The following is a 24080-nucleotide window of genomic DNA, read 5'->3' as shown; positions in this document are numbered from 1 at the left end:
GGCAAGAGCCGGGCCCTTGCGGAAGGGAGCGGGGAGGGGCAGGAAATTTCGAGGGGGCGCGATATCGGGAAAGAAATTGCCGGGATCGGCGGCGCCTGCGGGATGATCAGTTCAGGGATTTCCGAGCCCGGCCTTGCCTGATCCGGAATGGCACAGTGCTTTGCCGCATCCTGGAACGGCGCGCTGGTTCAGCGGCGCTTGTCCGAAACCCGCTGTGGGGATAACCATGGCGCCGCGAATTCGCCGCGTTCCCGCGTTCAAACAGCCAAGTTGCAAAACCCACCGAGCTGATGCCGTGACCCGCCAGACAGCCGAGGACGAGAAGCAGGCGCGCCTTGCCGCCGCGCTCCGCGAGAACCTGAAGCGCCGAAAGGCCCAGGCTCGCGCTCGCCGCTCGGAGGAGGTGGGTTCTCAGAAGCCGGTGCCGCCCACTCAGGCCGAACCTCCCCGGTCCTGACTTCCCTCACTCATTTGGGCTGCCGGGTTTCCGTGCGGCCGAGCAGGACCTGACGATGGACAAGATCCGCATCACCGGCGGCCAGCGCCTCAATGGCGCTATTCCGATTTCGGGCGCCAAGAACGCCGCCTTGCCGCTGATGATCGCGAGCCTTCTGACCGACGAGACCTTGACGCTGACCAATGTGCCGCGTCTCTCGGACGTCACCGCGCTCTCGCGCATCCTGTCCAACCACGGCGTCGACCGCACCGTCGCCGGCAAGCGTATCGGCCAGTCGACAGAGACCGGCCAGAACATCTCGCTGACCGCGCGCCAGATCGTCGATACCTGCGCGCCCTACGAACTGGTCTCGACCATGCGGGCGAGCTTCTGGGTGATCGCGCCGATCCTGGCCCGCATGGGCGAGGCGAAGGTCTCGCTCCCGGGGGGCTGCGCCATCGGCACGCGCCCGGTCGACCTGCTGCTGATGGCGCTGGAGAAGCTCGGAGCCGAGATCACGATCGAGAACGGCTACGCGCTGGCGCGTGCGCCCAAGGGGCTGAAGGGGGGCGAGATCGTCTTCCCGAAGGTCACGGTCGGCGGCACGCACACGGCCTTGATGGCCGCGGTCCTTGCTGACGGCACCACTGTGATCGAGAACGCCGCCCGCGAGCCCGAAGTCACCGATCTTGCCGCCTGCCTCGTCAAGATGGGCGCCAAGATCGAGGGCGCCGGCACCTCGCAGATCGTCGTGACGGGTGTGTCCCGCCTCGGTGGCGCGCATCACGCCGTGCTGCCGGACAGGATCGAGACCGGCACCTATGCGATGGCGGTTGCCATGACCGGCGGCGATGTCGTGCTGGAAGGCGCGCGCGCCGATCTGCTTCAGTCCGCGCTCGACGTGCTGACCAGGGCCGGCGTCGATATCGATGAGACCAATGAAGGCATTCGCGTGCGTCGCAACGGCCGCGGCATCGAGGCGGTCGATATCGACACCGATCCCTTCCCCGGCTTCCCGACCGATCTGCAGGCGCAGTTCATGGCGTTGATGACGAAGGCCAAAGGCACTTCGCGCATTCGCGAGACCATCTTCGAAAACCGCTTCATGCATGTGCAGGAACTCGCCCGGCTCGGCGCGAAGATCCGGCTCGACGGCGACGTCGCCCATGTCGAGGGCGTCGAGAAGCTCACCGGCGCTCCGGTGATGGCGACCGATCTGCGGGCTTCGGTCTCGCTCGTCATCGGCGGTCTCGCCGCCGAGGGCGACACCACCATCAACCGCGTTTATCATCTCGACCGCGGCTTCGAGTCGCTGGAGGCGAAGCTCACGCGCTGCGGCGCGGTGGTGGAACGCATCAGCAGTTGATTCTGGACTGTTGATTTTCTTGAGGCGGCTCGTCAGAACACGATCATGTCAGACGATGCCGCCGATCCACTTAAGCTCATCGCGCTCGATGCCGACGACCTCGCGGTCGTCTCGGCACATCTTCAGGATGCGGTGCTGAAAGCCGCCGATCTCCGTTATCTGCCGGCTGAGAAGCGCTTTGCGCTTGCCCTGCGCCGCTTCGACTGGGAGGGCGCACAGCACGGCAAGCGCCGCCGCCGGCTTGCGGCGTTGCATTTCGACCGGGTGCTCTCGGTCCGCAGCGCCAAGCTCGACAAGAACGATCCGGACAAGGTGCTGAACCTGCTCGCCATCACCTTCGACCAAGGCGATGATCCCGCCGGCAACGTGACGCTGAATTTTTCAGAAGGCGCTGCGATCCGCCTCTCGGTCGAATGCGTCGAGGCTCAGATGAAGGATCTGGGGCCGGTGTGGGAAGCCGTGGCGACGCCCGGCCATCCCAACGGCGCCTGACGAGGCGGCTCTCCAGTTTTCCGGCTGTGCCGGCTTCAAGCCGCGACACCCGTCGTCTAAGAACGCTGCGTCATCCCGGACAAGCCGCGAAGCGGCGCCGATCCGGGATCCATCGAAGGCCTTTGGCGCCTCATGGTGGATTCCGGGTCTTCGCTGCGCTACGCCCGGAAGGACGGCTATAAATTCGGATACGCCCGAGGATACCAATGCCGATCAGGCTCGACGACAGGGACGCACGTTTCGCAGAAGGCTTCGCAGCTCTGCTGTCCGCCAAGCGTGAGGTCTCGGAGGAGGTCGATCGGATCGCGGCCGACATCATCGCCGCGGTGCGCGAGCAAGGCGACTCCGCGCTTATCGGCTATACCAGCCGCTTCGACTCCCTCGACCTCGCGCCGGCGACGCTGCGCGTCAGCGAAGCCGAGATCGATGCTGCGGTTGCCGCCTGCTCCGCGGAGCTGCTCGCCGCGCTGGAGACGGCGCGCGATCGCATCGCCGTCTATCACGAGCGTCAGAGGCCCGCGGATTCATGGGTCAAAGATGCCATGGGCGTCGAAGCCGGCTGGCGCTGGAGCGCGATCGAGGCCGTCGGCCTTTACGTGCCCGGCGGAACCGCGAGCTACCCGTCCTCGGTGCTGATGAACGCGATTCCGGCGAAAGTCGCCGGCGTGCCGCGCATCGTCATGGTCGCCCCGACGCCACGTGGCGAGACCAATCCGCTCGTGCTCGCGGCCGCGCGGCTCGCCGGTGTCGACGAGGTCTATCGTATCGGCGGTGCCCAGGCCGTCGCGGCGCTGGCCTATGGCACGGAAACCATCGCGCCGGTCGCCAAGATCGTCGGCCCCGGCAACGCCTATGTTGCGGCGGCCAAGCGCCGCGTCTTCGGCCAGGTCGGTATCGATATGATCGCCGGCCCCTCCGAAGTGCTCGTGATCGCCGATCGGACCGCCAATCCGGACTGGATCGCCGCCGATCTGCTGGCGCAGGCCGAGCATGACGTCTCGGCCCAGTCGATCCTGATGACGGATGATGCTGTGCTCGCTGCCGAGGTCGAGAAGGCGATCATGGCCCAGCTCGCGACGCTGCCGCGCGCCGAGATCGCCGGCAGGAGCTGGCAGGAGTTCGGCGCGATCCTGCTGGTCGCCGATCTCGAAGCGGCGGTGCCGCTGGTCGATCGCATCGCGCCGGAGCATCTCGAGATCATGACGGCGGAGCCCGAGCGTCTGGCCGGCCTCATCCGCAATGCCGGGGCGATCTTCCTCGGCGGCCATACGCCGGAGGCGATCGGCGACTATGTCGGCGGCCCCAACCATGTGCTGCCGACGGCGCGCTCGGCCCGCTTCTCCTCCGGCCTCGGCGTCGGGGACTTCATGAAGCGGACCTCGCTGTTGAAGTGTGGCCCCGATGGCCTGCGGGCACTGGCCTCGGCCGCGACGCAGCTCGCCGAATCGGAGGGGTTGCAGGCGCATGGCCGATCCGTGACGATCAGGCTCAATCTCTGAGCGTCGGTCACCGAGCGGCGCTGCGGCGGGAGGAGCGATGTCCGACGTTTCGACTTCCAAGAAGCAGTGTCTTGTCGGCGTAACACTTGACGAGAACTCGCTGGGGCGCGGCTCGCCCGATCAGGAGCATGAGCGCGCTGTCGCCATCTACGACCTGATCGAGCGCAACCGCTTCGTCGTGCCGGAGCATGATGGCGGCCCCTATCTTGCCCATCTGGCCATGGTCGAGCGGCGCCTCGTCTTCGAGGTCAAGGAAGCGGACGGCTCGGCGGTCGTGACGCACCATCTCTCGCTCAGCCCGTTCCGGCGCATCATCAAGGACTACGAGCTGATCTGCGAGAGCTACTACGCTGCGATCCGCACGGCGACGCCGACGCAAATCGAGGCGATCGACATGGGCCGGCGCGGCCTCCACGACGAGGCGGCCGGCATCCTGGCCGAGCGGCTCGCCAACAAGGTCGAGATCGACTTCGACACGGCTCGCCGTCTCTTCACACTGATCTATGCCCTCCATTGGAAGGGCTGACGGGCTTGGAGCGCAAAATATCTTCAAGCGAGGTGGAAGCCGGTTCGCGTGAAGAAGATGCGGCGCAGGCTCTGCCGCGCAAGATCCAGAGCGTGCTTTTCATGTGTGCGATGAACGCCGTGCGCTCGCCGATGGCCGAGGCGCTGGCCAAGCACTTCTTCGGCAAGTCGATCTATGTCCAGTCGGCCGGTGCCCGCAAAGGCGAGCCCGATGGTTTCGCGCTCGCAGTCCTCGACGAGATCGGCATCGATCTGAGCCGGCACAAGCCGAAATCGGTCGAGGAGCTGGAGGAATGGGAAGGCCTCAACTTCGATCTGATCATCTCGCTTTCGCCCGAGGCGCATCACAAGGCGCTGGAGCTCACCCGCACCCACGCTGCCGAGGTCGAATACTGGCCGACCGTCGATCCGACGGTGTTCCAGGTCTCGCGCGAGCAGAAGCTCGATGCCTATCGCGAAGTCCGCGACACGTTGATCAAGCGGATCAAGCAGCGCCTGCAGCGCTGAAGGCGCCTGCCGCTCCGGCGCGGCCTGTGCCGGCGGCCCGGCTGTCCCCCTGACCGAGTTCCATGTCGAGGTGCCGCAGTCAATTGAGCCTGCACGCGGATGACGCGCTTAAGTGAAATTTTACGCGGAGCGGCTTGGGTGTCGGCGAGCGGCCATCGTCCCACCGGTTCCTGCCTATGCCTTCAATCCCCGTCTTGGAGCCTTGCGCGGCGCGCGAGGAGAGGCTGTCGTTTTCCGATGGCCTCCTGGTTGCTTGCCTTTGCCTGGTCGTCAGCTTCGGAGCCATGGCAAGCCTGCCGCGCGCGCAGGACGGCAGCGTGCCGGCAGCGATCGTCTTCCCGCCCTGGGTGGGCGCGGCCGAAGCCATTTCCCTCAGCCTTGCAACCGGTCATCGCGTGCTGCGCAGCGGGCGATTGCCTTCTATCGTCGTGGTCGCGCCAGAAGGCCCGGCACACGCGGCGGCGGCGCTGCCGCAAGGCGCCTGGTTCTCCCTGGTCCTGACCGGTCTCGCCGGCTGCCTCGATGCGGCTGCGGCGGTGGAAGCCTCGCGATGATCTGGTCACTCCCCGCCGTTCGCCGCAGGGTGGCGCAGGTCCTGCTCGCGCTTGGGCTCCTGCATGTGCCGCTGCTGGCGCTGGTCTTTCGGGCTCATGGCGATAACGGGTTCGTGCCGGTCACCATCGCGGCGCTGTCAGCCTTGCTGGCGTTGGCGTCCTATCGCCTGAACGGGCCGGCGATCGTGACCCAGCTCGTCATCGCGACGATGCTGATCGGGCAGGTCTCGATCCTGGTCTTCAGCTTTGCCGGCCATCTCTGGCAGCCGGACATGCACATGTACTATTTCGCGATCCTGGCGCTGCTCGCAGGGTTCTGCGACTGGCGGCCGATCGTGCTGGGCGCCTTGCTGACCGCGCTGCATCATCTCGTCCTGCAATATGCGCTGCCGGCCGCAGTGTTCTATCAGGGCGGCAGCTTGCTCAGGGTTCTGCTGCATGCGGTGATCGTCATCATCGAAACCGCCTTCCTCGCCGTGTTCGCTGTGATCCTGCAGCGCATGTTCACGATGAACGAGGCCAATCTCGCGCGGGCCGAGGCTGTGGCCGAGCGCGAGCGCGTCGCAGGCGAGAAGGAACGCAATTTGGCAGAGGAGCTGGGTCGCCGGGCCGCAAAGCTGCGCGATGTCGTATCCGGTTTTCATGTCCAGATGGAGCAGGCCATGGCTGTGCTCGATCAGTCCGCCATGACGATGAAGGCGGAGGCTGGCGCCTTGACGAGCACCTCCGATCAGGTGCGCTGCCAGACGGCCCTGGTCTCGGCCTCGGCGGCGGGTACGATGGAGAGCATCGAGCATCTCTCGGCGGCGAGCACGGAACTCGTCGCCTCGATCGGCGAGATCGGCCGCAACGCCGGCCATTCCGCCGATGGTGCGAAATCGGCCGCGTCACTGGCGCGCCACGCGAGCGACGAGATCGAGAACCTCGCCCATAGCAGCGAAAATGTCGGCGCCGTGGTCGAGATCATTCGCGGCATCGCGGCACAGACCAGCATGCTCGCGCTCAACGCCACGATCGAAGCGGCGCGCGCAGGCGAGATGGGCCGCGGTTTCGCAGTCGTCGCCAGCGAGGTGAAGACGCTCTCGGCCCAGACCGCCAAGGCGACGGACGAGGTCTCGCACCAGATCGGCGCGATGCAGCAGGCGTCACAGCGTTCGCTCAAGGCGATCCGCGAGATCGTCGAGGCAATCGGCGAGGTCGACAGCGTCGCCGACGCAATCGCGCGGTCCGTCGGCGAGCAAGGTCGGGCAACTGCCGAGATCGCACATCAGGTTCGCCTGTCCTTCGAAGGGGCGCAACGGAGCGCCGACGTCGCCGGTGGCTTCGAGGTCATGACGCAGCAGACCCATGGCGCAGCGCAACAGCTTCAGGGCGCTGCGAATGCGCTGGCTCAGCAGGCGCAGGAAATCCGCCGCGAGGTTGCGAGCTTCTGCAACCGGGTCGCGGCCGCCTAGAGCATCGGACCGAAAGGTGGAAGCCAGCTTTCGGAAAAATCCGATGCCGAGACAAAGAGATGGATCGCCACTTCGCGTCGGCTAGGACGCGTGGCGTAAGCTACCAGTGGCGGCCGGGGCCGACCGGCCCGATGCCGAGGAAGATGCCGAGGCTCGCCGCGATGTCGGCGAAGCTTTCGCGCCGGCCGAGCGGCACGGGGGCAATTCCGGGACCGAAGGCGAGGATCGGCACATGCTCGCGGGTATGGTCGGTGCCGCGCCAGCTCGGATCGTTGCCGTGATCGGCGGTGATGACGGCGATGTCGCCCGGCCTCAGTGCCGCTTCGATATGGGGCACAAGCCGGTCGAAGGCCTCCAGCGCCGCCGCGTATCCCGGAATGTCGCGCCGATGGCCGTATTCGGTGTCGAAATCGACGAGGTTCACGAAGCAGAAGCCGCCGTCGTTCAGTCCCTCCCAGGCTTCGAGCATCGCCTCGACCATGGCGGCATTGCCGAAGGGCTTGATCTCGGTGCCGGTGGCGCGATGGGCGAAGATGTCGCCGATCTTGCCGACGGTGACGATCGTGCGTCCCTGCGCCGCCAGCCGGTCGAGGATCGTCTCGTCCGGCGGCGGGATGGCGAAGTCCTTGCGGTTGCCGGTGCGGGTAAAGCCCTCCTCCGGTGAGCCGACGAAGGGCCGCGCGATGACGCGGCCGATCCGCAGCGGATCGACGAGGCCTCGCACCGTCTTGCAGAGCACATAGAGCCGATCGAGCCCGAAATGCTCCTCATGCGCGGCGATCTGGAGAACGGAATCGACCGACGTGTAGCAGATCGGCTTGCCCGTCCGGATATGTTCCGCCCCGAGCTCCTCGATGATCACCGTGCCTGAGGCGTGCTTGTTGCCGAGGATGCCGGGCAGGGCGCCTTCCTTGACGATGCCGGCGATCAGCTCCGGCGGAAAGGAGTTCGCAAGGTCGGTGAAATAGCCCCATTGGAATGGCACAGGGCAACCGGCGATCTCCCAATGGCCGGACGGCGTATCCTTGCCTTGGCTGACCTCGACGCCATAGCCCCAGCGCCCCTCCGGGCGCGCGGGTTTCGCGATGCCGGCGAGCGGCCGGCCGGTCGAAATCTCGCAGGCATGGGCGAGGCCGAGCCTCACCAGGTTCGGCAGCTGCAGCGGCCCGCTGCGCACACCCTCGCGGTCACCGCGGCCTGCCGCGCAGGCCTCGGCGATGTGGCCGAGTGTGTCCGAACCCGCATCGCCATAGGCAGCCGCATCCGCGGCGGCGCCGCAGCCGACCGAATCCAGCACGATCAGGAGCGCGCGGGCCATGCTCAGTCCCTCACCGCTGTGGCGTTGGCGATTTCGAGATTGAGCGCGGCTGCCAGCAGCGCCTGGGTATAGGCCTCGCGCGGCCGGGCGAAGATCGCCTCCGCCGGGCCTTCCTCGACCACCTTGCCGTTCTGCATCACCACCACCCGATGCGAGAGCGCCCGTACGACCTTGAGGTCGTGGCTGATGAAGAGATAGCCCAGTTTGCGCCTGGTTTGCAGGCCGCGCAGCAATTCGACGATCTGCGCTTGCACGGACATGTCGAGTGCCGATGTGGGCTCGTCGAGCACCACGAATTTCGGATCGAGCGCCATCGCCCGTGCAATGGCAATGCGCTGGCGCTGGCCGCCGGAGAATTCGTGCGGATAGCGGTCCATCGCCGCCGGATCGAGCCCGACATCGGCGAGCGCCTGCGCCACGATCTCGCGGCGGCGCTGATAGGTGAGGTCGGGCTGCTGGATGGCGAGCCCTTCCGCCACGATCTCCGCCACCGACATGCGCGGCGAGAGCGAGCCGTAGGGGTCCTGGAAGACGACCTGGAGGTTCTTGCGCTTCGGCCGCACCTGCTTGCTGGAGAGCCCGTCGATGCGGTCGCCGAGGAAGACGATCGGCCCCTCAGAGGCGATCAGCCGGAGGATCGCCAGCCCGAGCGTGGTCTTGCCCGAGCCGGATTCCCCGACGATACCCAGCGTCTCGCCCTCGCGGACCTTCACCGAGATGCCGTCGACGGCCTTCACATGCCCGGTTACGCGGCGCATCAGGCCGGACTTGATCGGGAACCAGACCTTGACCGGCCCGGCTTCGAGCAGCGTCGCGGCGTCAGTCGGGACAGGGGAGGGGCGGCCCTTCGGCTCGGCGGCGAGCAGCCGCTTGGTATATTCGTGCTGCGGATTGGCGAAGATTTCGCTGACCGGCCCCTGCTCGACGATCTTGCCCTTCAGCATCACGCAGACGCGGTCGGCGATGCGGCGGACGATGCCGAGGTCATGGGTGATGAACAGCATCGCCATGCCGAGCCGGGCCTGAAGCTCCTTGAGCAGCTTCAGGATCTGGGCCTGCACGGTGACGTCGAGGGCCGTGGTCGGCTCGTCGGCTATCAGCAGCTCCGGCTCATTGGCGAGCGCCATCGCGATCATCACGCGCTGGCGCTGGCCGCCGGAGAGCTGATGCGGATAGGCGTCCAGCCGGCTCCTCGCGTCGCGGATGCCGACGAGTTCCAGCAGCTCCAGCGTGCGGGCGCGGGCCTTCTCGCCGCGCAAGCCCTTGTGCAGTTCGAGAATCTCGCCGATCTGCCGCTCGATGCTGTGCAGCGGGTTGAGCGAGGTCATCGGCTCCTGGAACACCATCGTGATGTCGTTGCCGCGGACCTTGCGCATCGCGTCCTCGTCGGCGGCGATCAGGTCCTGCCCGTTGAACAGCACCTTGCCCGAGGGGTGATGCGCCGCCGGATAGTTCAGCAGCTTCAGGATCGACAGCGCCGAGACCGACTTGCCGGAGCCGGATTCCCCGACCAGCGCCAGCGTCTCGCCCTTGGCGATGGAGAAGGAGACATGATCGACCGCGAGCGTCTCCCGCCCGCCCTGGCGGAAGGCGACGGAGAGGTCCTCGACGGAGAGAAGCGGCGCGCTCATGCGAAGGTCTTCCGCGGGTCGAAGGCGTCGCGCACGGCTTCGCCGATGAAGATCAGCAGCGACAGCATCAGCGCGATCACCATGAAGCCTGAGAGGCCGAGCCAGGGCGCCTGGAGGTTCGCCTTGCCTTGCGCCAGCAACTCGCCCAGCGAAGGCGAGCCCGGCGGCAGGCCGAAGCCCAGGAAGTCGAGCGAGGTGAGCGTGGTGATCGAGCCGTTCAGGATGAAGGGCAGGAAGGTGAGTGTCGCCACCATCGCGTTCGGCAGCAGGTGCCGGATCATGATCGTGCGGTTGGAGAGACCCAGCGCGCGCGCCGCCCGCACATATTCGAAGTTGCGCGCCCGCAGGAACTCGGCGCGCACCACGCCGACGAGGGCCACCCAGGAAAACAGCAGGAGGATGCCGAGCAGCACGAAGAAGCTCGGTGTGATGATCGCCGCGACGATGATCAGCAGGTAGAGCGCCGGGATCGAGGTCCAGATCTCGATCAGGCGCTGGAAGATCAGGTCGGTCCAGCCGCCGAAATAACCCTGGATGGCGCCGGCCGCGATGCCGATCACCGAGGAGAAGGCGCAGAGGATCAGCCCGAACAGCACGGAAATGCGGAAGCCGTAGATCAGGCGCGCGACCACGTCGCGCCCCTGATCGTCGGTGCCCAGCCAGTTCCATTCGAGGTCGCGGCAGGTCGATCCGCCGGTGCGCTCGGCGATCGGCTTGCACTGCGCGTCGCTGAGCGTCCAAGTCGGCGGCGCCGGGGCGGGCACCGGCAGGTCGAGATTATGCGTGCGGTAGCTGTAGCGGATTGGCGGCCAGATCGCGAAGCCGTTGGCGGCGATCTCCTTGGCGATGACAGGGTCGCGGTAGTCGGTGGTCGCGAGGAAGCCGCCGAACTTCTCTTCGGGATAGTTCACCGCGATGGGGAACAGCCACTCGTCCTTGTAGCGCACGACGAGGGGGCGGTCGTTGGCGATGAACTCGGCGACGAGCGAGAGCAGGAACAGGGCGAGGAAGAGCCAGAGAGACCACCAGCCCCGCTTGTTCGCCTTGAAGTTGTTGAGCCGGCGCCGGTTGATCGGCGAGAGCTTGAGCCAGCCCTGCTGCGCCTCGGCCGGCGCCAGCGGGATGTCGCTGCGCAGGGCCGACGGCGGGGCATCGATCAGCGTGTCCATGCTCACGCCTCCCGGCTCTCGAAATCGATGCGGGGATCGACCCAGCTATAGGTCAGGTCGGTGATCAGATGCACCACGAGGCCGATCAGCGAGAAGATGTAGAGATTGGCGAAGACGACAGGATAGTCGCGGTTGACGATCGCCTCGAAAGACAGCAGCCCGAGCCCGTCGAGCGAGAAGATCGTCTCGATCAGGAGCGCACCGGCGAAAAGCGCATGCACGAAGGCGCCGGGGAAGCCGGCGATAACGATCAGCATCGCATTGCGGAAGACATGGCCGTAGAGCACGCCGCGCTCGCTGAGGCCCTTCATCCGTGCGGTCAACACGTATTGCTTCCGGATCTCGTCGAGGAAGGAGTTCTTGGTCAGAAGCGTCGAGGTGGCGAAGGCTCCGAGCGCCATCGCCAGGACCGGCAGCGTGATGTGCCAGAGATAGTCCATCACCTTCCCGAAGAGGCTGAGTTCCCCCCAGTTGTCCGAGGTGAGGCCCCTGAGCGGGAAGATCTGCCAGAACGAGCCGCCGGCGAAGAGCACGATCAGCAGGATCGCGAAGAGGAAGCTCGGGATGGCGTAGCCGACGATGACGACGGCACTCGTCCAGGTGTCGAAGCGCGAGCCCTCCTTCACCGCTTTGCGGATGCCGAGCGGGATCGAGATCGCGTAGGACAGCAGCGTCATCCACAGGCCGAGCGTGATCGAGACCGGCAGCTTCTCCTTGATGAGCTGCAGCACCGGCGCGTCGCGGAAATAGCTGCGGCCGAAATCGAAGCGGGCATAGTCGCCGAGCATCTTCAGGAAGCGCTCATACGCCGGCTTGTCGAAGCCGAACTGCTTTTCCAGCTCCTTGATGAAGGCGGGGTCGAGCCCCTGCGCTCCGCGATAGGCCGATGCCTCGCCATGCGCCCCGGCATCGCCCATCTGGCCGCCGCCGACGCGATCGGCTGCGCCGCTGTTGGGGTTCTGGAGCTGAGAGATCACGCGCTCGACCGGCCCGCCCGGCGCGAACTGCACGATGACGAAGGAGACGAGCAAGATGCCGAACAGCGTCGGTACCATCAGCGCGAGGCGCCGGGCGATGTAGCTCAGCATGCCCCGGTCACGCCTTTCCGATCCGTTTGGCCTTCTCGGCGTCGTACCACCAGATCGCAGGTGCGCCGGAGGAGTATTTCGGCTTGGTCGCCGGCCGGTCGTACATGTCCCAATAGGCCAGCCATTCCTCGTCGTTCCACCACATCGGGATCCAGTAGCGCCCGGCGCGCAGTAGCCGGTCGAGGCACTTCGCGGCGACGACGACCTCCGCATAGCTCTTGGCCTGGCCGATCTTCTCGATCATCGCATCGATGGCAGGATCGCTGATGCCGGCGGCATTGCGCGAGCCCTTGGTCCTGGCTGCTTCCGAGCCATAGATGATGCTGAGCGTATCGCTCGGGATCGCGCCGCCCGACATCGCACGGCTGATGATGTCGAAATCGAACTCGTCGAGGCGGCGCTGATACTGCGCGGGGTCGACGAGGCGCGAGGTGGCGTTGATGCCGAGGCGCTTGAGATTCGCCTGGAAGGGCTGCGTATGCGGCTGCAGGGCCGGGCTGGAATCGAGAAACTCGATCTCGAAGGGCTGGCCGTTCGGCAGCTTCAGAACATTGCCGTCGCGCCTGCAGCCGGCGGCGCGCAGCATCTCGTCGGCCTTGCGCAGCAGGGCGCGGTCGCTGCCCGAGCCGTCCGAGACCGGCGGCAGGAAGGGCTCGCCGAAGACCTCGTCCGGCACCTTGCCGCGCCAGGGCTCGAGCAGCGCCAGCTCCTCCGCCGAAGGCTTACCGACTGCCTTGGAGTCCGAGTTCTCGAAATAGGACGTCATGCGCTCATATGAGCCGAACATGATGGTCTTGCGCGTCCATTCGAAGTCGAAGGCAAGTCCGAGCGCCTCGCGGATGCGCGGGTCGGCGAATTTCTCGCGCCGGGTGTTGTAGATCCAGCCCTGCGAGCCGACAGGCTCGGTCTTCGGCAGGGCTTCCTTCTTGACCTTGCCCTCATGGACGGCAGGGAAGTCGTAGCCCGTCGCCCAGATGCGCGAGGTGAACTCCTCCTGGAACGTGATCACGCCGCTCTTGAAGGCCTCGAACGCGACCTGCCGGTCGCGGAAATACTCCCAGCGCACCCGGTCGAAATTGTTGGTGCCGATGTTGACCGGCAGGTCCTTGGCCCAGTAGTCCGGCACGCGCTCGAACTCGATGAAGCGGCCCTGCTCGAGACGTCCGACCTTGTAGGGGCCGGAACCCAGCGGGGGCTCCAGGGTCGAGGCGGTGAAGTCCCGCGTCGACCAGTACTTTTCCGAGAAGACCGGCAAACCGGCGACGACGAGATGGAGGTCGCGCCCGCGCTTTGGCGATAGCTTCACGACCAAGAGGTCGTCGCCCTCGGCTTCCGACGAGATGAGCTCGTTGAGCAGGAGCCGGTAGGAGGGATGGCCCTTCGCCTTCAGGATGTTCATCGAGAAGGCGGCGTCGCGGGCGGTGACGCGCGCGCCGTCGTGGAAGCGCGCCTCCGGCCGCAGGCGAAAGCGATAGGTCAGCTTGTCGGCGGAGGCGGTGACGCTCTTCGCCAGCAGCCCGTAGAGCGAGCCCGGCTCGTCGCCGGAGCCGGCCATCAACGTGTCGAAGCAGGCATCCATGCCGGCGGCGCCGTCACCCTGCAGGACGAAGGTGTTGAGCGTATTGAAGGTGTCGAAGCTCTGGTTGCCGCCGCCCCGCTTGATCTGGACGGTAAGCAGGCCGCCCTTCGGCGCCTTGGGGTTCACATAGGCGAAATGCGGGAAATCCGGCGGCAGGGCGAGTTCGCCGAAGGTCGACAGTCCGTGCGATTCAACATCCTGCGCCAGCGCCGCTCCGGGAAGACCGGGCAGGGCGCCCGCCACCGCGGCAGTGCCTGCGGTTTCCAGCAATCTGCGGCGTGTGATGCGCATCGCCATCGTTTCGCGTCTCCGTCTGATTCGCCGCTTTTCTATCTCGCCTGCGCGGCGGGTTACGGCAATGGCCGGCGAGACCTGGCGGGGTCGGCAAGCGGCGATTGTGCGGGCAAGCCGAAGGCGGGAGCAAGGCGGTGCCAAACAAAAAAGCCGGGCAAAGGCCCGGCTTTCTGAAGCAAATGGTCGCAGCTCCGGCCGATCAGGGCTTCGGCAGCGGCTGCGGCGCATCCGCCAGCGAATTCAGATAGGCGACGACGTCGGCGCGGGTCTCGGGCTTGCTGATGCCGGCGAAGGCCATCGCGGTGCCCGGCACATAGGCCTTCGGGTTCTTCAGGAAGTGGTCGAGCGCGTCGGCGTCCCAGGTCTTGTCGTTGCGGCCCTTCATCGCGGCCGAGTAGCCGAAGCCGTCGACAGAGCCCTCGTTGCGACCATAGACGCCGAACAGATGCGGGCCGACCTTGTTGGCGCCGCCCTTCTCGAAGGTGTGGCAGGCCTTGCAGGCGCCGGTGGCCTTCTCGCCCTTGGCGGGGTCGGCCTTGGCGAGGCGCACGGTGATCGGCTCTTCAGCAGCGGCTGCAGGGGCGCCACCGCCGGCAGCGGCCGGCTCTTCGCTCGGCAGGTCGAAGCCCGGAACGGCAGGCTTCTTCGGCGCGAAGACGATGCCCGCCGCCATGTTGAGGCTCATCACGACAAGCAGCGTGGAGAGAACCGCGCCGGCGATCTTGTTGGCTTCGATATTCATCGTATCCGAACCTTGGTGCCCTCCGCGGCCGAGGCCCGGGAGACGAGATAGCGCATAGCCGGAGTCTCGAAAGCCTCCAGCCTCCGCCGTTGCTTAACCGCTTTGCGCGCTTCATTGCAACTCGTATAAGCACGCACCGCTTTGAGACCTTTTGACGCCGCCCGCCGCACCCAACCGCATCCCTGCCGAGCCCGCCCGGAAACATGTCGAATCCGCTGATCCTGATCCCCGCCCGCATGCAGGCGACCCGCCTTCCAGGCAAGCCGCTCGCCGACATCAACGGCGAGCCGATGATCGTTCATGTCTGGCGCCGGGCTGTCGAATCCGGGGCCGGAGACGTCGCGGTGGCGACGGATGCGCCGGAAATCGCCGCCGCCATCGAGGCCGCTGGCGGCCGGGCGGTGATGACCAGCGTCAACCACCAGACCGGCTCGGACCGCATCAAGGAAGCCGCGGACATCCTCGATCCGCAGCGGCATTACGACATCATCGTCAATGTGCAGGGCGATTTCCCGACGCTGGAACCCTCGGCCATCGCCGCGGCGGTGAAGCCGCTCGCCGATCCGGCTGTGGATATCGCGACGCTTGCAGGCGTGATTACCGACGAAGAAGAGAAGATCGCGCCGAGCGTCGTGAAGCTTGTCGGGAGCGAGATCGCGCCCGGCCATATGCGTGCGCTCTATTTTACGCGCGCGACGGCACCGGCGGGCGAGGGGCCGCTCTATCACCATGTCGGCCTCTACGCTTATCGCCGTGCCGCGCTCGATCGCTTCGTCAGCCTGCCGCAGTCGCCGCTGGAGCTGCGTGAGAAGCTGGAGCAGCTGCGCGCGCTCGAAGACGGCATGCGCATCGACGTCATGGTCATCGACCATGTGCCGCGTGGCGTCGACACGCCCCCCGATCTCGATCGCGCCCGCGCGATCCTGAAGTCCCGCTAAGCAGCTCCGAACGCAAAGCGGCATGGCGGCTTTGCGTTCGGAGCTGCGTTAAAACAAGAAGCTGAGGAGCCTGAGAATCCCCATGTCCTTCGTCGTGTCCTACCAGGGTGAGCCCGGCGCTTTCTCTTCGCAGGCGGCTCTCCAGGTGTTTCCGGACTGCGAGCTGCTGCCCTGCCCCACCTTCGAGGATGCGCTCGCCGCCGTCAGCGACGGCAAGGCGCGCTACGGCATGATCCCGATCGACAACTCGATCGCCGGCCGCGTCGCCGACATCCACCATCTGCTGCCGCGCTCGGGCCTACACATCATCGGCGAGCATTTCCTGCCGATCCGCTTCCACCTGATGGGTGTCGCGGGCGCGACGCTGGCGACGGTGAAGACCGTGCAGAGCCACATCCATGCGCTCGGCCAGTGCCGCAAGATCATCCGCAAGCTCGGCCTCAAGGCCGAGGTTGCGGCCGATACGGCCGGCTCCGCCCGGCAGGTCGCCGAGGCCGGCGACGTGACCCGCGCGGCGATTGCCCCGCGTATCGCGGCGGATGTCTACGGCCTCAACATCCTGATGGAGGATATCGAGGACGAGAAGCACAACACCACGCGCTTCGTCGTGCTCTCTAAATATCCGGAATATGCCCGCCAGGGTGGGGCCAAGACCGTCACGACACTGATGTTCCGCGTCCGCAACATCCCGGCGGCGCTCTACAAGGCGATGGGCGGCTTCGCCACCAACGGCATCAACATGACCAAGCTAGAAAGCTACATGGTCGACGGCCTGTTCTCGGCGACGATGTTCTACGCCGATGTCGAGGGCCATCCCGATGATCCGGCGCTCCGGCGCGCGCTCGACGAGCTCTCCTACTTCTCCAAGGAGATGAAGATCATGGGCGTCTATCCCGCGAGCGAGTTCCGTTCCACCATCGAGGAGCCGGCGGAGTAGGATGGGCCGCCCCGTGAGCGCCCCATCCTCTGCGGGCGCTCACGTCACCGGGCTCTGCAGCGGCTCGGGCACGTCGTATCCCTCTGCGGTATAACTGTTGATCTTGTTGCGCAGCGTGCGGATGGCGATGCCAAGCAGATTGGCGGCATGCGTGCGGTTGCCACCGGTTTCCCGCAGCGTGGCGAGAATCAGGTCGCGTTCGACGTCGGCGACAGGCAGGCCGACGAGTTGCTCCACGATGGCCTGTTCGGGATCGAGGTCGTGCATGGTCGCGGTCCTTTCCGAGCCCCCGGAAGCCCCATCGACCCTGCAAGGGGACGCCCTCGATGGTTAAGGAGTGGTAAAGACGAGGGGCATCGGACTAGGCGTCGACCGCCGTCGCGCGCCGCTTCGCTTGCGGCGACAGGCGTCAATACCGCTCTTTCGCCCTCACCAGGGGCGCGGACCCTCCATCGTCGAGACATGGGCCGAGACGACCTTCCAGCCGAGATCGGGGAAACGCACCCAGGTCTGGCTCTGGCGGCCGATGATCTCGCGTCCGCGCACCTTGAACTCGAGATTCACCGTGGCGAGATCGCGGCCGAGCGTCAGGATCTCCAGGCGGATCCGCTTCTCCTTGATGCCCGGCCCCGGTGGGCGCGCGACGCGGTGCGCATGGATCTCGGAGAAACCGTAGCCGTTTTCGCCCAGCGCATAGCGGATGGTATGCGGGCTGTTCCAGAACGAGGCGTCGAGCACGTCGACATCCTTGTCGACCAGAGCCTGCTCATAAGCCTCGAACAGGGCGCTGATTTCGGCAACAACGTCGGGCAGGTTCGGGGTCAGGTCGGTCACGCGAGGGCCTCCATGGCTTGGGCGACGGCGATCAGGCTGGCATCGGTGCCGCGCCCGCCGATGATCGAGAGGCCGACCGGCGCGCCCTCCACCGTCGCGCCGGGAATGCTGGCCTGTGGTGAGCCGGTGAGGCCGCCCTGAGCGCAGAGGCAGGTGATGCGGTCGCGCATCGGCTGCAGCTCAGGGATCGGCAGGCCGCGCAGAGGCGCCGGGAAGGGCGTGGTCGGCAGGCACAGGATCGTGCCGGGCGGCAGCAGGTAGCGCAGTCGTGCTCGTGCCTCCTCGCGCATCAGCGCTGCCCAGTTGCGCTCGTTCGGCGGGACCTGGGAACCGGCGATCAGCCCGGCGGCGACGCTGAAGGCCATGCGCGGATTGTGCCCCTCGATCCAGGGCTTGAAGGTCTGCCAGGCCTCGACCGGCTGCAGGCTGCGCTGTGCCCGTGCCCAGACCGAAAGCCCCTGAGGCGCCATGATCTCCTCACGCGCCGGCCCGACGATCCGTTCGAGCTTGCGGACCATCGGAAGCAACGCATCGGCGACTTCCGGATCGGCGAAGCCGAAGGCGTCGACGGCGAGCAGGAGCTTCGTCGGGAGCGGTCCAGGGGCCTCGCCCAGCATGACGCTGCTCACTCGCGCGAAGGTCTCTGCATCCCGCGCGAACCAGCCCGCCGTGTCCGAGCTTGGAGCTTGCGGCATCAGCCCGGTCAGGTCGAGCCGGCCATGCGTCGGCCGGATGCCGTAGAGGCCGCAGAAACTCGACGGCACCCTCACCGAGCCGCCGGTGTCGGTGCCCAGCGCGGTGTCGCACAGGCCAGCGGCGACCGCGGCGGCCGAGCCCGAGGACGAGCCGCCGGGCACGCGCTCGGGCGCAGCAGTATTGGTCGGCGTGCCGTCGAATGCGTTTTCACCGAGGATGCCGAGCGAGACCTCGTCCGTGATCGTCTTGCCGACGAAATCCGCTCCTGCGTCCAGCAGTGCCTGCACCGCCCAGGCATTGCGCGTCGGGATGGGGTTCGCCTTGGCCCAGTCGTGGTTGCCGCCACCGGTCGGCAGGTCGGCGACGTCGAACAGGTCCTTGACCGCGAAGGTCAGCCCGGAAAGCGGCCCAGCGGGATTGCCGGCAATGCGGGCGCGGGGCCCGGGTACGAAGGCGTTGACCGGGTCCGTCATGGCAGGCTCCGCAAAGGCAGTTCGTCAGTGAGATCGTGCGCAGGGCTGCGTCAGATCCGCTCGCCCTCGAGCGCCCAGGCCCGCACCAGCGTGTTGGCGATGGCGATATGCTGGGGGCAGGCGAGGCCGTCCGGGTGGGCGCCGTCGAGCATCTGCAGCACCTCCTCGCGCGGGAACCAGCGTCCGGCCTCGAGCTCGGTCATGTCGAGAGTGATCTCGTCGCCGAGCGCCTCGGCGATGCAGCCGACCATGATCGAGGAGGGGAAGGGCCAGGGCTGCGAGGCGACGTAGCGCACTGCACCGACGCGCAGACCGGCCTCTTCCCAGCTCTCGCGGCGCACCGCGTCCTCCAGCGTCTCGCCCGGCTCGACGAAGCCGGCGATGCAGGAATACATGCCGGGCGCGAAGCGGGCCTGGCGCGCCAGCAGGCAGTTCTCGCCGCGCGTCACCAGCATAATCACGACCGGGTCGGTACGCGGGAAATGCATCGCACCGCAGGCGGTGCATTCGCGTCGCCAGCCCGAGGCCCCGGCAACGGTCGGCCCGCCGCACTGCGCGCAGAAACGGTGACGGGCATGCCAGTCCAGCACGGCCTTGGCCTCGCCGAGCGGCCCGACCTCGTCCTCCGGCACGATGCGCTTGAGCGCGACGGAGCGCAGATCGGTCAGGAAAAGCTCGGATCTCTCCTTCAGCGGCTCGATCAGCGCCTTGTCGAGCAGGCGCGCGAAGCGCGGCGTGCCGTCCTCGGCCATGCCGAGGAAGATTTCCTCGGCGGCGGGGCCGAGCATCTCGGTCTCGCCATGGGTGAACCAGACCGAAAACGCATCGCCGTCGAGCCGCTTCAGGACCGGCGTTTCGCCGGCCACCGCGACGATCCGGGTGTCCGAGCGGTGGCGGAGCGCCGTCACCGCGTCGGGTTTACTGCGCAGATCCTCGCGCCGGTCGAGCCGATTGATCGCGAACCCGGTGAGGGAGGAGCGTTCGCGGCGGAGCGGGGCGTCGTTCATGCCTTGGGTCTAGACCCGCGACACCCTGCCGCGCAAGCGCCTCTCAGGCCTCTCCGCGACCGCGCAGCAGATGGATGATGCCGGAGAAATCGGTGCCGCCTTCGCCCCAGGCATTGTGCAGCCCGAAGAGTTGCGCCGCCGCCGCGCCGAGCGGGGTCGAGGCCCCGGCCGTCTGCGCCGCTTCCTGCGCCAGCTTCAGGTCCTTCAGCATCAGCGCCGAGGCGAATCCCGGCTTGTAGTCGTTGTTGGCGGGCGAGGTCGGCACCGGCCCCGGCACCGGGCAGTAGGTCGTCAGCGACCAGCACTGGCCGGAGGACGTCGAGGCGACGTCGAACAGCGCCTGGTGCGAGAGGCCGAGCTTCTCGGCGAGCACGAAGGCCTCGGAGACGCCGATCATCGAGATGCCGAGGATCATGTTGTTGCAGATCTTGGCGGCCTGCCCGTTCCCGGCGCCGCCGCAATGCACGATCTTGCGGCCCATCTTGGCGAGGATCGGCTCGCCCTTGTCGAAGGCGTCGGTCGCACCGCCGACCATGAAGGTCAGCGTCGCGCCCTTGGCGCCGCCGGTGCCGCCCGAGACCGGGGCATCGAGCGAGAGGCAGCTGCGCTCGGCCGCCAGCGCATGCGCCTTGCGGGCGCTCTCGACGTCGATGGTCGAGGAATCGATCAGCAGCGTGCCGGGCTTCACCGCCGGCAGGATATCGGCCCAGACCGCGAGCACATGCTTGCCGGCCGGCAGCATGGTCACGACGATCTCGGAATCCGCGACCGCGTCCCGGGCGGAAGCCGCAATGCCGACGCCGAGTTCTGCGGCAGCGTTGCGCGAGGCCTCGACCAGATCGAAGGCTTTGACGCTGTGCCCGGCCTTGACGAGGTTGCCGGCCATCGGGCCGCCCATATTGCCGAGGCCGATGAAGGCGATGTTGGTCATGCTGCGCTTCCTTCCATTCTTCTTGACGGAATACTCTTTGCGGAATATCTTGGCGACCGATGATACGATCCTTCGCGCAGCGCGATGCCGAGCTGCTCTTCAACGACAGGCCGGTCCGGCGCTTCGCGGCGATCGAACGTATCATTCGCCGCAAGCTTCTGCTGCTTCATGCAGCCGCCAGGCTGGACGATCTGCGCATTCCGCCGGGCAACAGGCTGGAGGCCTTGCGCGGCGATCGGGCGGGGCAGCATTCGATCCGCGTCAACGATCAATGGCGGGTCTGTTTCATCTGGAAGGACGGAGAGGCGCATGATGTCGAAATCGTCGACTATCACTGATCCGCAGGACCATGCCGATGAGGCGGCGCTCGCTCCGCTTCCACCCGGTGAAATTCTGCTGGAGGAGTTCATGAAGCCGCTCGGCATCACCCAGAACCGCCTGGCGCGGGACATCGATGTGCCGGTCAGCCGCATCGCCGGCGTGGTCAAGGGCGATCGGGCGATCACGGCCGACACGGCGTTGCGTCTCGCGCAGTTCTTCGCGACCTCGCCGGAGATGTGGATGACCCTGCAGAGCGATTACGACCTGCGCATCGCGCGACAGGCATCGGGCCGCGAGATCGAGAGCCGGGTGAGGCCGCTCGCCGCATAGGCTCAATTCCCCTTCGCGCGTCCCACCAGCCCGCGCGCGACGATCATCCGCATCACTTCGTTGGTGCCTTCGAGGATCTGGTGGACGCGCAGGTCGCGGACGATCTTCTCGATGCCGTAATCGGCGAGATAGCCGTAGCCGCCATGGATCTGCAGGGCATCGTTCGCGACCTCGAAGCCGGTGTCGGTGGCGACGCGCTTGGCCATGGCACAGAGCTTGGTCGCGTCCGGCGTCTTGGCGTCGAGCGCGGCGGCCGCACGCCACAGAAAGGTGCGGGCCGCCTCGAGCTCCGTCGCCATATCGGCGAGCTTGAACTGCATGGCCTGGAAATCGGCGATAGGGCTGCCGAAAGCCTTGCGCTCTTTGGCATAGGCTAGCGCCTTGTCGAGTGCGCCCTGCGCCCCGCCGATCGAGCAGGCGCCGATGTTGAGCCGCCCGCCGTCGAGGCCGGCCATGGCGATCTTGAAGCCGATGCCCTCCGGGCCGAGGCGGTTCGCCACCGGCACGCGGCAGTTCTCGAAGATCACGGCGCGCGTCGGCTGGGCGTTCCAGCCCATCTTCTTCTCGTTGGCGCCGAAGGAGAGGCCGGGCGTGTCCTTCTCGACGACGATGGTCGAGATGCCGGAGGGGCCGGGCTCGCCGGTGCGCGCCATCACGACATAGACGTCGGAGACGCCGGCGCCCGAGATGAACTGCTTCTGGCCGTCGAGGACGTAATGGTCGCCGTCGAGCACGGCCTTCGTCTTCAGCGCGGCTGCGTCGGAGCCGGCGCCGGGCTCGGTCAGGCAATAGCTGGCGAGGTGCTCCATGGTGCACAGCTTCGGCAGGAAGCGCTGGCGCTGCTCGCCATCACCGTAGCGGTCGATCATCCAGGCGCACATGTTGTGGATCGAGATATAGGCTGCCACCGTTGGGCAGCCGGTCGAGAGCGCCTCGAAGATCAGCGCCGCGTCGAGCCGCGTGAGGCCGGAGCCGCCGACATCCTCCTGGATGTAGATGCCGCCCATGCCGAGCGCAGCGGCAGCGCGCATCTCCTCGACCGGGAAATGCTTCTCCTCGTCCCAGCGCGCGGCATGGGGCGCGAGCGTTTCGGCAGCGAAATCCTGCGCCATGTCGCGGATGGCGATCTGGTCTTCGGTGAGAGCGAAGGCGTTCAAGGCTGGCCCTCCTGATCAATGAGATAGTCCCGTCGCGCAGTCGCGCGCAATCGCGACGAAAGGCAGGGCCTGTTCGCGTCGTCGGATCGGAATGGGGAAGGGTGGCCGGCACATCGTGATGCGCCGGCAGCATTCATGGCAGGTCGGGCCGCGCGGAGGAAGGCCGGAAGCGGCATTGCGATGATCCGCAGCGCTCGCTCCATGGCGTCCTCCGGCGTTTCCGCGTCAGTTCATCGTCGGGATGACGAAGCTGGCGCCGTCCTTGATGCCGCTCGGCCAGCGCGCCGTCACCGTTTTGGTCTTGGTGTAGAAGCGGATCGAATCCGGGCCGTGCTGGTTGAGATCGCCGAAGGCGGACCGCTTCCAGCCGCCGAAGGTGTAATAGGCCAGCGGCACGGGAATCGGCACGTTGATGCCGACCATGCCGACCTGCACCTTCGACGCGAAGTCGCGCGCGGCGTCGCCGTCGCGGGTGTAGATCGCGGTGCCGTTGCCGTATTCGTGGTCGTTGGTGAGCTTCAGCGCCTCGTCATAGCTGTCGGCGCGGACGACCGAGAGCACCGGCCCGAAGATCTCTTCCTTGTAGATCCGCATGTCCTTGGTGACGTTGTCGAACAGGCAGCCGCCGACATAGAAGCCGTTCTCATAGCCCTGCATCTTGAAGCCGCGGCCGTCGACCACGAGCTTGGCGCCTTCCTCCACGCCGACATCGACGTAGTGCTTGATCTTCTCCATCGCCGCCTTGGTGACGACGGGGCCGTAATCGGCGGTGAGGTCGGTCGAGGGTCCGACCTTGAGGCTCTCGACGCGCGGGATCAGCCGCTTGACCAGTTCGTCGGCCGTCTTCTGGCCGACCGGGACCGCGACCGAGATCGCCATGCAGCGCTCGCCGGCCGAGCCGTAGCCGGCTCCGATCAGCGCATCGACGGCCTGATCCATATCGGCGTCGGGCATGATGACCATGTGGTTCTTGGCGCCGCCGAAGCACTGCACGCGCTTACCGTTCGCGCAGCCGCGAGCGTAGATGTATTCGGCGATCGGGGTCGAACCCACGAAGCCGACGGCCTTGATCTCGGGATGGTCGAGGATGGCGTCGACGGCTTCCTTGTCGCCGTTGACGACGTTGAGGATGCCGGGAGGGCCGCCTGCCTCGACGAAGAGCTCGGCGAGACGCATCGGTACGCCCGGATCGCGCTCGGACGGCTTCAGGATGAAGGCGTTGCCGCAGGCGATCGCGGGGCCGAGCTTCCAGAGCGGGATCATCGCCGGGAAGTTGAACGGGGTAATGCCGGCGACGACGCCGAGCGGCTGGCGCAGCGAATAGATGTCGATGCCCGGGCCGGCGCCGTCGGTGAACTCGCCCTTCATCAGGCCGGGCACGCCGAGGGAATACTCGATCACCTCGACGCCGCGCTGGATGTCGCCCTTGGCGTCGGGAATGGTCTTGCCGTGCTCGCGGGCGAGCAGCTCGGCGAGCTCCTCGTTGTTCTGGGCGATGAGGTCGAGGAACTTCATCAGCACGCGGGCGCGGCGCTGCGGGTTGACCGCGGCCCATTTCGGCTGCGCCTCGGCGGCGTTCTGCACGGCGGCGTCGAGTTCGGCGGCGGAGGCGAGCGCGACCTTGCCGATCACGCTGCCGTCCATCGGCTGGAAGATGTCGGAGCTGCGCCCCGACGTGCCGGCGACCTGCTTGCCGCCGATGAAATGTCCAACCTGACGCATGGCGCCCTCCCTACGAATTGCTGGTGTGTTGATCTTGCCAAGACCCTACCATTCTCGTTTGCGCACGGATATAGCGAGAG

General features: G+C 66.7%; 25 protein-coding genes. 12 read left to right on the top strand and 13 right to left on the bottom strand.

Translation table 11 applies throughout. The annotated features are described in order from the left end of the window. Nucleotides 1-295 precede the first annotated feature (295 nt). From AC1DNE_RS16600 to AC1DNE_RS16565, 8 genes are all read left to right on the top strand, one after another. Nucleotides 296-457 (top strand): hypothetical protein, encoded by a 162-nt coding sequence (locus AC1DNE_RS16600; protein ID WP_441471467.1) that lies wholly within the window; start codon nt 296-298, stop codon nt 455-457. Between the two features lie 55 nt (nt 458-512). After that, entirely contained in the window at nt 513-1802 is a 1290-nt protein-coding gene (murA, locus tag AC1DNE_RS16595) for a UDP-N-acetylglucosamine 1-carboxyvinyltransferase (protein WP_441471466.1), read from the top strand. Nucleotides 1803-1847: 45 nt separating this feature from the next. Continuing rightward, nucleotides 1848-2294 carry a DUF2948 family protein gene (locus tag AC1DNE_RS16590; RefSeq protein ID WP_441471465.1) on the top strand — a complete coding sequence of 149 codons (447 nt, stop codon included), beginning with the start codon at nt 1848-1850 and terminating at the stop codon, nt 2292-2294. Between the two features lie 206 nt (nt 2295-2500). Further along, complete coding sequence (hisD, locus tag AC1DNE_RS16585) at nt 2501-3793, top strand: histidinol dehydrogenase (RefSeq protein WP_441471464.1); 1293 nt, start codon at nt 2501-2503, stop codon at nt 3791-3793. Between the two features lie 37 nt (nt 3794-3830). Continuing rightward, nucleotides 3831-4319 carry a UPF0262 family protein gene (locus AC1DNE_RS16580; RefSeq protein ID WP_441471463.1) on the top strand — a complete coding sequence of 163 codons (489 nt, stop codon included), beginning with the start codon at nt 3831-3833 and terminating at the stop codon, nt 4317-4319. Nucleotides 4320-4420: 101 nt separating this feature from the next. Next, nucleotides 4421-4825, top strand: coding sequence for an arsenate-mycothiol transferase ArsC (locus AC1DNE_RS16575; RefSeq protein WP_441471462.1), 405 nt, complete (start codon nt 4421-4423; stop codon nt 4823-4825). Between the two features lie 134 nt (nt 4826-4959). Next, complete coding sequence (locus AC1DNE_RS16570; RefSeq protein WP_476841125.1) at nt 4960-5379, top strand: hypothetical protein; 420 nt, start codon at nt 4960-4962, stop codon at nt 5377-5379. Next, complete coding sequence (locus tag AC1DNE_RS16565; RefSeq protein WP_441471460.1) at nt 5376-6833, top strand: methyl-accepting chemotaxis protein; 1458 nt, start codon at nt 5376-5378, stop codon at nt 6831-6833. The genes AC1DNE_RS16570 and AC1DNE_RS16565 overlap by 4 nt, the downstream gene beginning before the upstream one ends. A 100-nt stretch (nt 6834-6933) precedes the next feature. Here the strand turns inward: AC1DNE_RS16565 and AC1DNE_RS16560 are convergent, their stop codons facing one another. The 6 genes from AC1DNE_RS16560 to AC1DNE_RS16535 form a co-directional block, all read right to left on the bottom strand. Further along, nucleotides 6934-8151 carry a phosphopentomutase gene (locus tag AC1DNE_RS16560; protein ID WP_476803957.1) on the bottom strand — a complete coding sequence of 406 codons (1218 nt, stop codon included), beginning with the start codon at nt 8149-8151 and terminating at the stop codon, nt 6934-6936. 2 nt (nt 8152-8153) lie between these two features. Further along, complete coding sequence (locus AC1DNE_RS16555; protein ID WP_441471458.1) at nt 8154-9782, bottom strand: ABC transporter ATP-binding protein; 1629 nt, start codon at nt 9780-9782, stop codon at nt 8154-8156. Continuing rightward, on the bottom strand, nt 9779-10951 hold the full coding sequence (locus AC1DNE_RS16550; RefSeq protein ID WP_476766119.1) for an ABC transporter permease: 1173 nt from the start codon (nt 10949-10951) through the stop codon (nt 9779-9781). Before AC1DNE_RS16550 ends, AC1DNE_RS16555 begins: the two co-directional genes overlap by 4 nt. 2 nt (nt 10952-10953) lie before the next feature. Further along, complete coding sequence (locus AC1DNE_RS16545; RefSeq protein WP_441471456.1) at nt 10954-12039, bottom strand: microcin C ABC transporter permease YejB; 1086 nt, start codon at nt 12037-12039, stop codon at nt 10954-10956. Nucleotides 12040-12046: 7 nt separating this feature from the next. Continuing rightward, on the bottom strand, nt 12047-13915 hold the full coding sequence (locus AC1DNE_RS16540; protein ID WP_476766118.1) for an extracellular solute-binding protein: 1869 nt from the start codon (nt 13913-13915) through the stop codon (nt 12047-12049). A 196-nt stretch (nt 13916-14111) separates the two neighbouring features. Then, a complete protein-coding gene (locus AC1DNE_RS16535; protein WP_441471454.1) occupies nt 14112-14654 on the bottom strand; it encodes a c-type cytochrome in 543 nt (180 codons plus the stop codon). A 203-nt stretch (nt 14655-14857) separates the two neighbouring features. Here AC1DNE_RS16535 and AC1DNE_RS16530 point away from each other — a divergent pair, with 203 nt between their 5' ends. Together AC1DNE_RS16530 and AC1DNE_RS16525 are read left to right on the top strand one after the other, a co-directional pair. After that, the gene (locus AC1DNE_RS16530) at nt 14858-15592 is read left to right on the top strand and encodes a 3-deoxy-manno-octulosonate cytidylyltransferase (protein ID WP_441471453.1); all 735 of its coding nucleotides are present in this window, start codon (nt 14858-14860) and stop codon (nt 15590-15592) included. Nucleotides 15593-15674: 82 nt separating this feature from the next. After that, on the top strand, nt 15675-16529 hold the full coding sequence (locus AC1DNE_RS16525; protein ID WP_441471452.1) for a prephenate dehydratase: 855 nt from the start codon (nt 15675-15677) through the stop codon (nt 16527-16529). Nucleotides 16530-16568: 39 nt separating this feature from the next. Here the strand turns inward: AC1DNE_RS16525 and AC1DNE_RS16520 are convergent, their stop codons facing one another. The 5 genes from AC1DNE_RS16520 to mmsB form a co-directional block, all read right to left on the bottom strand. Next, on the bottom strand, nt 16569-16796 hold the full coding sequence (locus AC1DNE_RS16520; protein WP_441471451.1) for a helix-turn-helix domain-containing protein: 228 nt from the start codon (nt 16794-16796) through the stop codon (nt 16569-16571). 162 nt (nt 16797-16958) lie between these two features. Continuing rightward, on the bottom strand, nt 16959-17363 hold the full coding sequence (gene hpxZ / locus AC1DNE_RS16515) for an oxalurate catabolism protein HpxZ (protein WP_476766116.1): 405 nt from the start codon (nt 17361-17363) through the stop codon (nt 16959-16961). After that, entirely contained in the window at nt 17360-18532 is a 1173-nt protein-coding gene (locus AC1DNE_RS16510) for an amidase (RefSeq protein WP_476766115.1), read from the bottom strand. The genes hpxZ and AC1DNE_RS16510 overlap by 4 nt, the downstream gene beginning before the upstream one ends. A 50-nt stretch (nt 18533-18582) precedes the next feature. Continuing rightward, nucleotides 18583-19539, bottom strand: coding sequence for an NAD(+) diphosphatase (gene nudC, locus AC1DNE_RS16505; RefSeq protein WP_441471448.1), 957 nt, complete (start codon nt 19537-19539; stop codon nt 18583-18585). Nucleotides 19540-19582: 43 nt separating this feature from the next. Continuing rightward, the gene (gene mmsB / locus AC1DNE_RS16500; RefSeq protein WP_441471447.1) at nt 19583-20470 is read right to left on the bottom strand and encodes a 3-hydroxyisobutyrate dehydrogenase; all 888 of its coding nucleotides are present in this window, start codon (nt 20468-20470) and stop codon (nt 19583-19585) included. A gap of 59 nt (nt 20471-20529) precedes the next feature. On the opposite strand from mmsB, the gene AC1DNE_RS16495 reads away from it, so the two are divergent. Continuing rightward, complete coding sequence (locus AC1DNE_RS16495) at nt 20530-20808, top strand: type II toxin-antitoxin system RelE/ParE family toxin (protein ID WP_441471446.1); 279 nt, start codon at nt 20530-20532, stop codon at nt 20806-20808. Then, entirely contained in the window at nt 20783-21121 is a 339-nt protein-coding gene (locus AC1DNE_RS16490; protein WP_441471586.1) for a HigA family addiction module antitoxin, read from the top strand. The genes AC1DNE_RS16495 and AC1DNE_RS16490 overlap by 26 nt, the downstream gene beginning before the upstream one ends. A gap of 2 nt (nt 21122-21123) precedes the next feature. Here the strand turns inward: AC1DNE_RS16490 and AC1DNE_RS16485 are convergent, their stop codons facing one another. Then, nucleotides 21124-22278, bottom strand: coding sequence for an isobutyryl-CoA dehydrogenase (locus tag AC1DNE_RS16485; RefSeq protein WP_441471445.1), 1155 nt, complete (start codon nt 22276-22278; stop codon nt 21124-21126). Between the two features lie 225 nt (nt 22279-22503). Further along, a complete protein-coding gene (locus AC1DNE_RS16480) occupies nt 22504-24000 on the bottom strand; it encodes a CoA-acylating methylmalonate-semialdehyde dehydrogenase (protein ID WP_441471444.1) in 1497 nt (498 codons plus the stop codon). Between the last annotated feature and the right edge of the window lie 80 nt (nt 24001-24080).

The organism is Allobosea sp. 05L423 (assembly GCF_056397745.1).
The sequence above is the reverse complement of the archived record's forward strand: the minus strand, read 5'-3'. Positions and strand labels throughout refer to the sequence as shown.

Coding starts and splice junctions, on each gene's coding strand:
- AC1DNE_RS16540 (WP_476766118.1), bottom strand. CDS start 13,915: ATGGCGATGCGCATCACACGCCGCAGATTGCTGGAAACCGCAGGCACT.
- AC1DNE_RS16480 (WP_441471444.1), bottom strand. CDS start 24,000: ATGCGTCAGGTTGGACATTTCATCGGCGGCAAGCAGGTCGCCGGCACG.
- AC1DNE_RS16525 (WP_441471452.1), top strand. CDS start 15,675: ATGTCCTTCGTCGTGTCCTACCAGGGTGAGCCCGGCGCTTTCTCTTCG.
- AC1DNE_RS16490 (WP_441471586.1), top strand. CDS start 20,783: ATGTCGAAATCGTCGACTATCACTGATCCGCAGGACCATGCCGATGAG.
- AC1DNE_RS16510 (WP_476766115.1), bottom strand. CDS start 18,532: ATGACGGACCCGGTCAACGCCTTCGTACCCGGGCCCCGCGCCCGCATT.
- mmsB (WP_441471447.1), bottom strand. CDS start 20,470: ATGACCAACATCGCCTTCATCGGCCTCGGCAATATGGGCGGCCCGATG.
- AC1DNE_RS16530 (WP_441471453.1), top strand. CDS start 14,858: ATGTCGAATCCGCTGATCCTGATCCCCGCCCGCATGCAGGCGACCCGC.
- AC1DNE_RS16580 (WP_441471463.1), top strand. CDS start 3,831: ATGTCCGACGTTTCGACTTCCAAGAAGCAGTGTCTTGTCGGCGTAACA.
- AC1DNE_RS16560 (WP_476803957.1), bottom strand. CDS start 8,151: ATGGCCCGCGCGCTCCTGATCGTGCTGGATTCGGTCGGCTGCGGCGCC.
- hisD (WP_441471464.1), top strand. CDS start 2,501: ATGCCGATCAGGCTCGACGACAGGGACGCACGTTTCGCAGAAGGCTTC.
- AC1DNE_RS16550 (WP_476766119.1), bottom strand. CDS start 10,951: ATGGACACGCTGATCGATGCCCCGCCGTCGGCCCTGCGCAGCGACATC.
- AC1DNE_RS16535 (WP_441471454.1), bottom strand. CDS start 14,654: ATGAATATCGAAGCCAACAAGATCGCCGGCGCGGTTCTCTCCACGCTG.
- nudC (WP_441471448.1), bottom strand. CDS start 19,539: ATGAACGACGCCCCGCTCCGCCGCGAACGCTCCTCCCTCACCGGGTTC.
- murA (WP_441471466.1), top strand. CDS start 513: ATGGACAAGATCCGCATCACCGGCGGCCAGCGCCTCAATGGCGCTATT.
- AC1DNE_RS16590 (WP_441471465.1), top strand. CDS start 1,848: ATGTCAGACGATGCCGCCGATCCACTTAAGCTCATCGCGCTCGATGCC.
- AC1DNE_RS16545 (WP_441471456.1), bottom strand. CDS start 12,039: ATGCTGAGCTACATCGCCCGGCGCCTCGCGCTGATGGTACCGACGCTG.
- AC1DNE_RS16555 (WP_441471458.1), bottom strand. CDS start 9,782: ATGAGCGCGCCGCTTCTCTCCGTCGAGGACCTCTCCGTCGCCTTCCGC.
- AC1DNE_RS16575 (WP_441471462.1), top strand. CDS start 4,421: ATGTGTGCGATGAACGCCGTGCGCTCGCCGATGGCCGAGGCGCTGGCC.
- AC1DNE_RS16565 (WP_441471460.1), top strand. CDS start 5,376: ATGATCTGGTCACTCCCCGCCGTTCGCCGCAGGGTGGCGCAGGTCCTG.
- AC1DNE_RS16520 (WP_441471451.1), bottom strand. CDS start 16,796: ATGCACGACCTCGATCCCGAACAGGCCATCGTGGAGCAACTCGTCGGC.
- AC1DNE_RS16495 (WP_441471446.1), top strand. CDS start 20,530: ATGATACGATCCTTCGCGCAGCGCGATGCCGAGCTGCTCTTCAACGAC.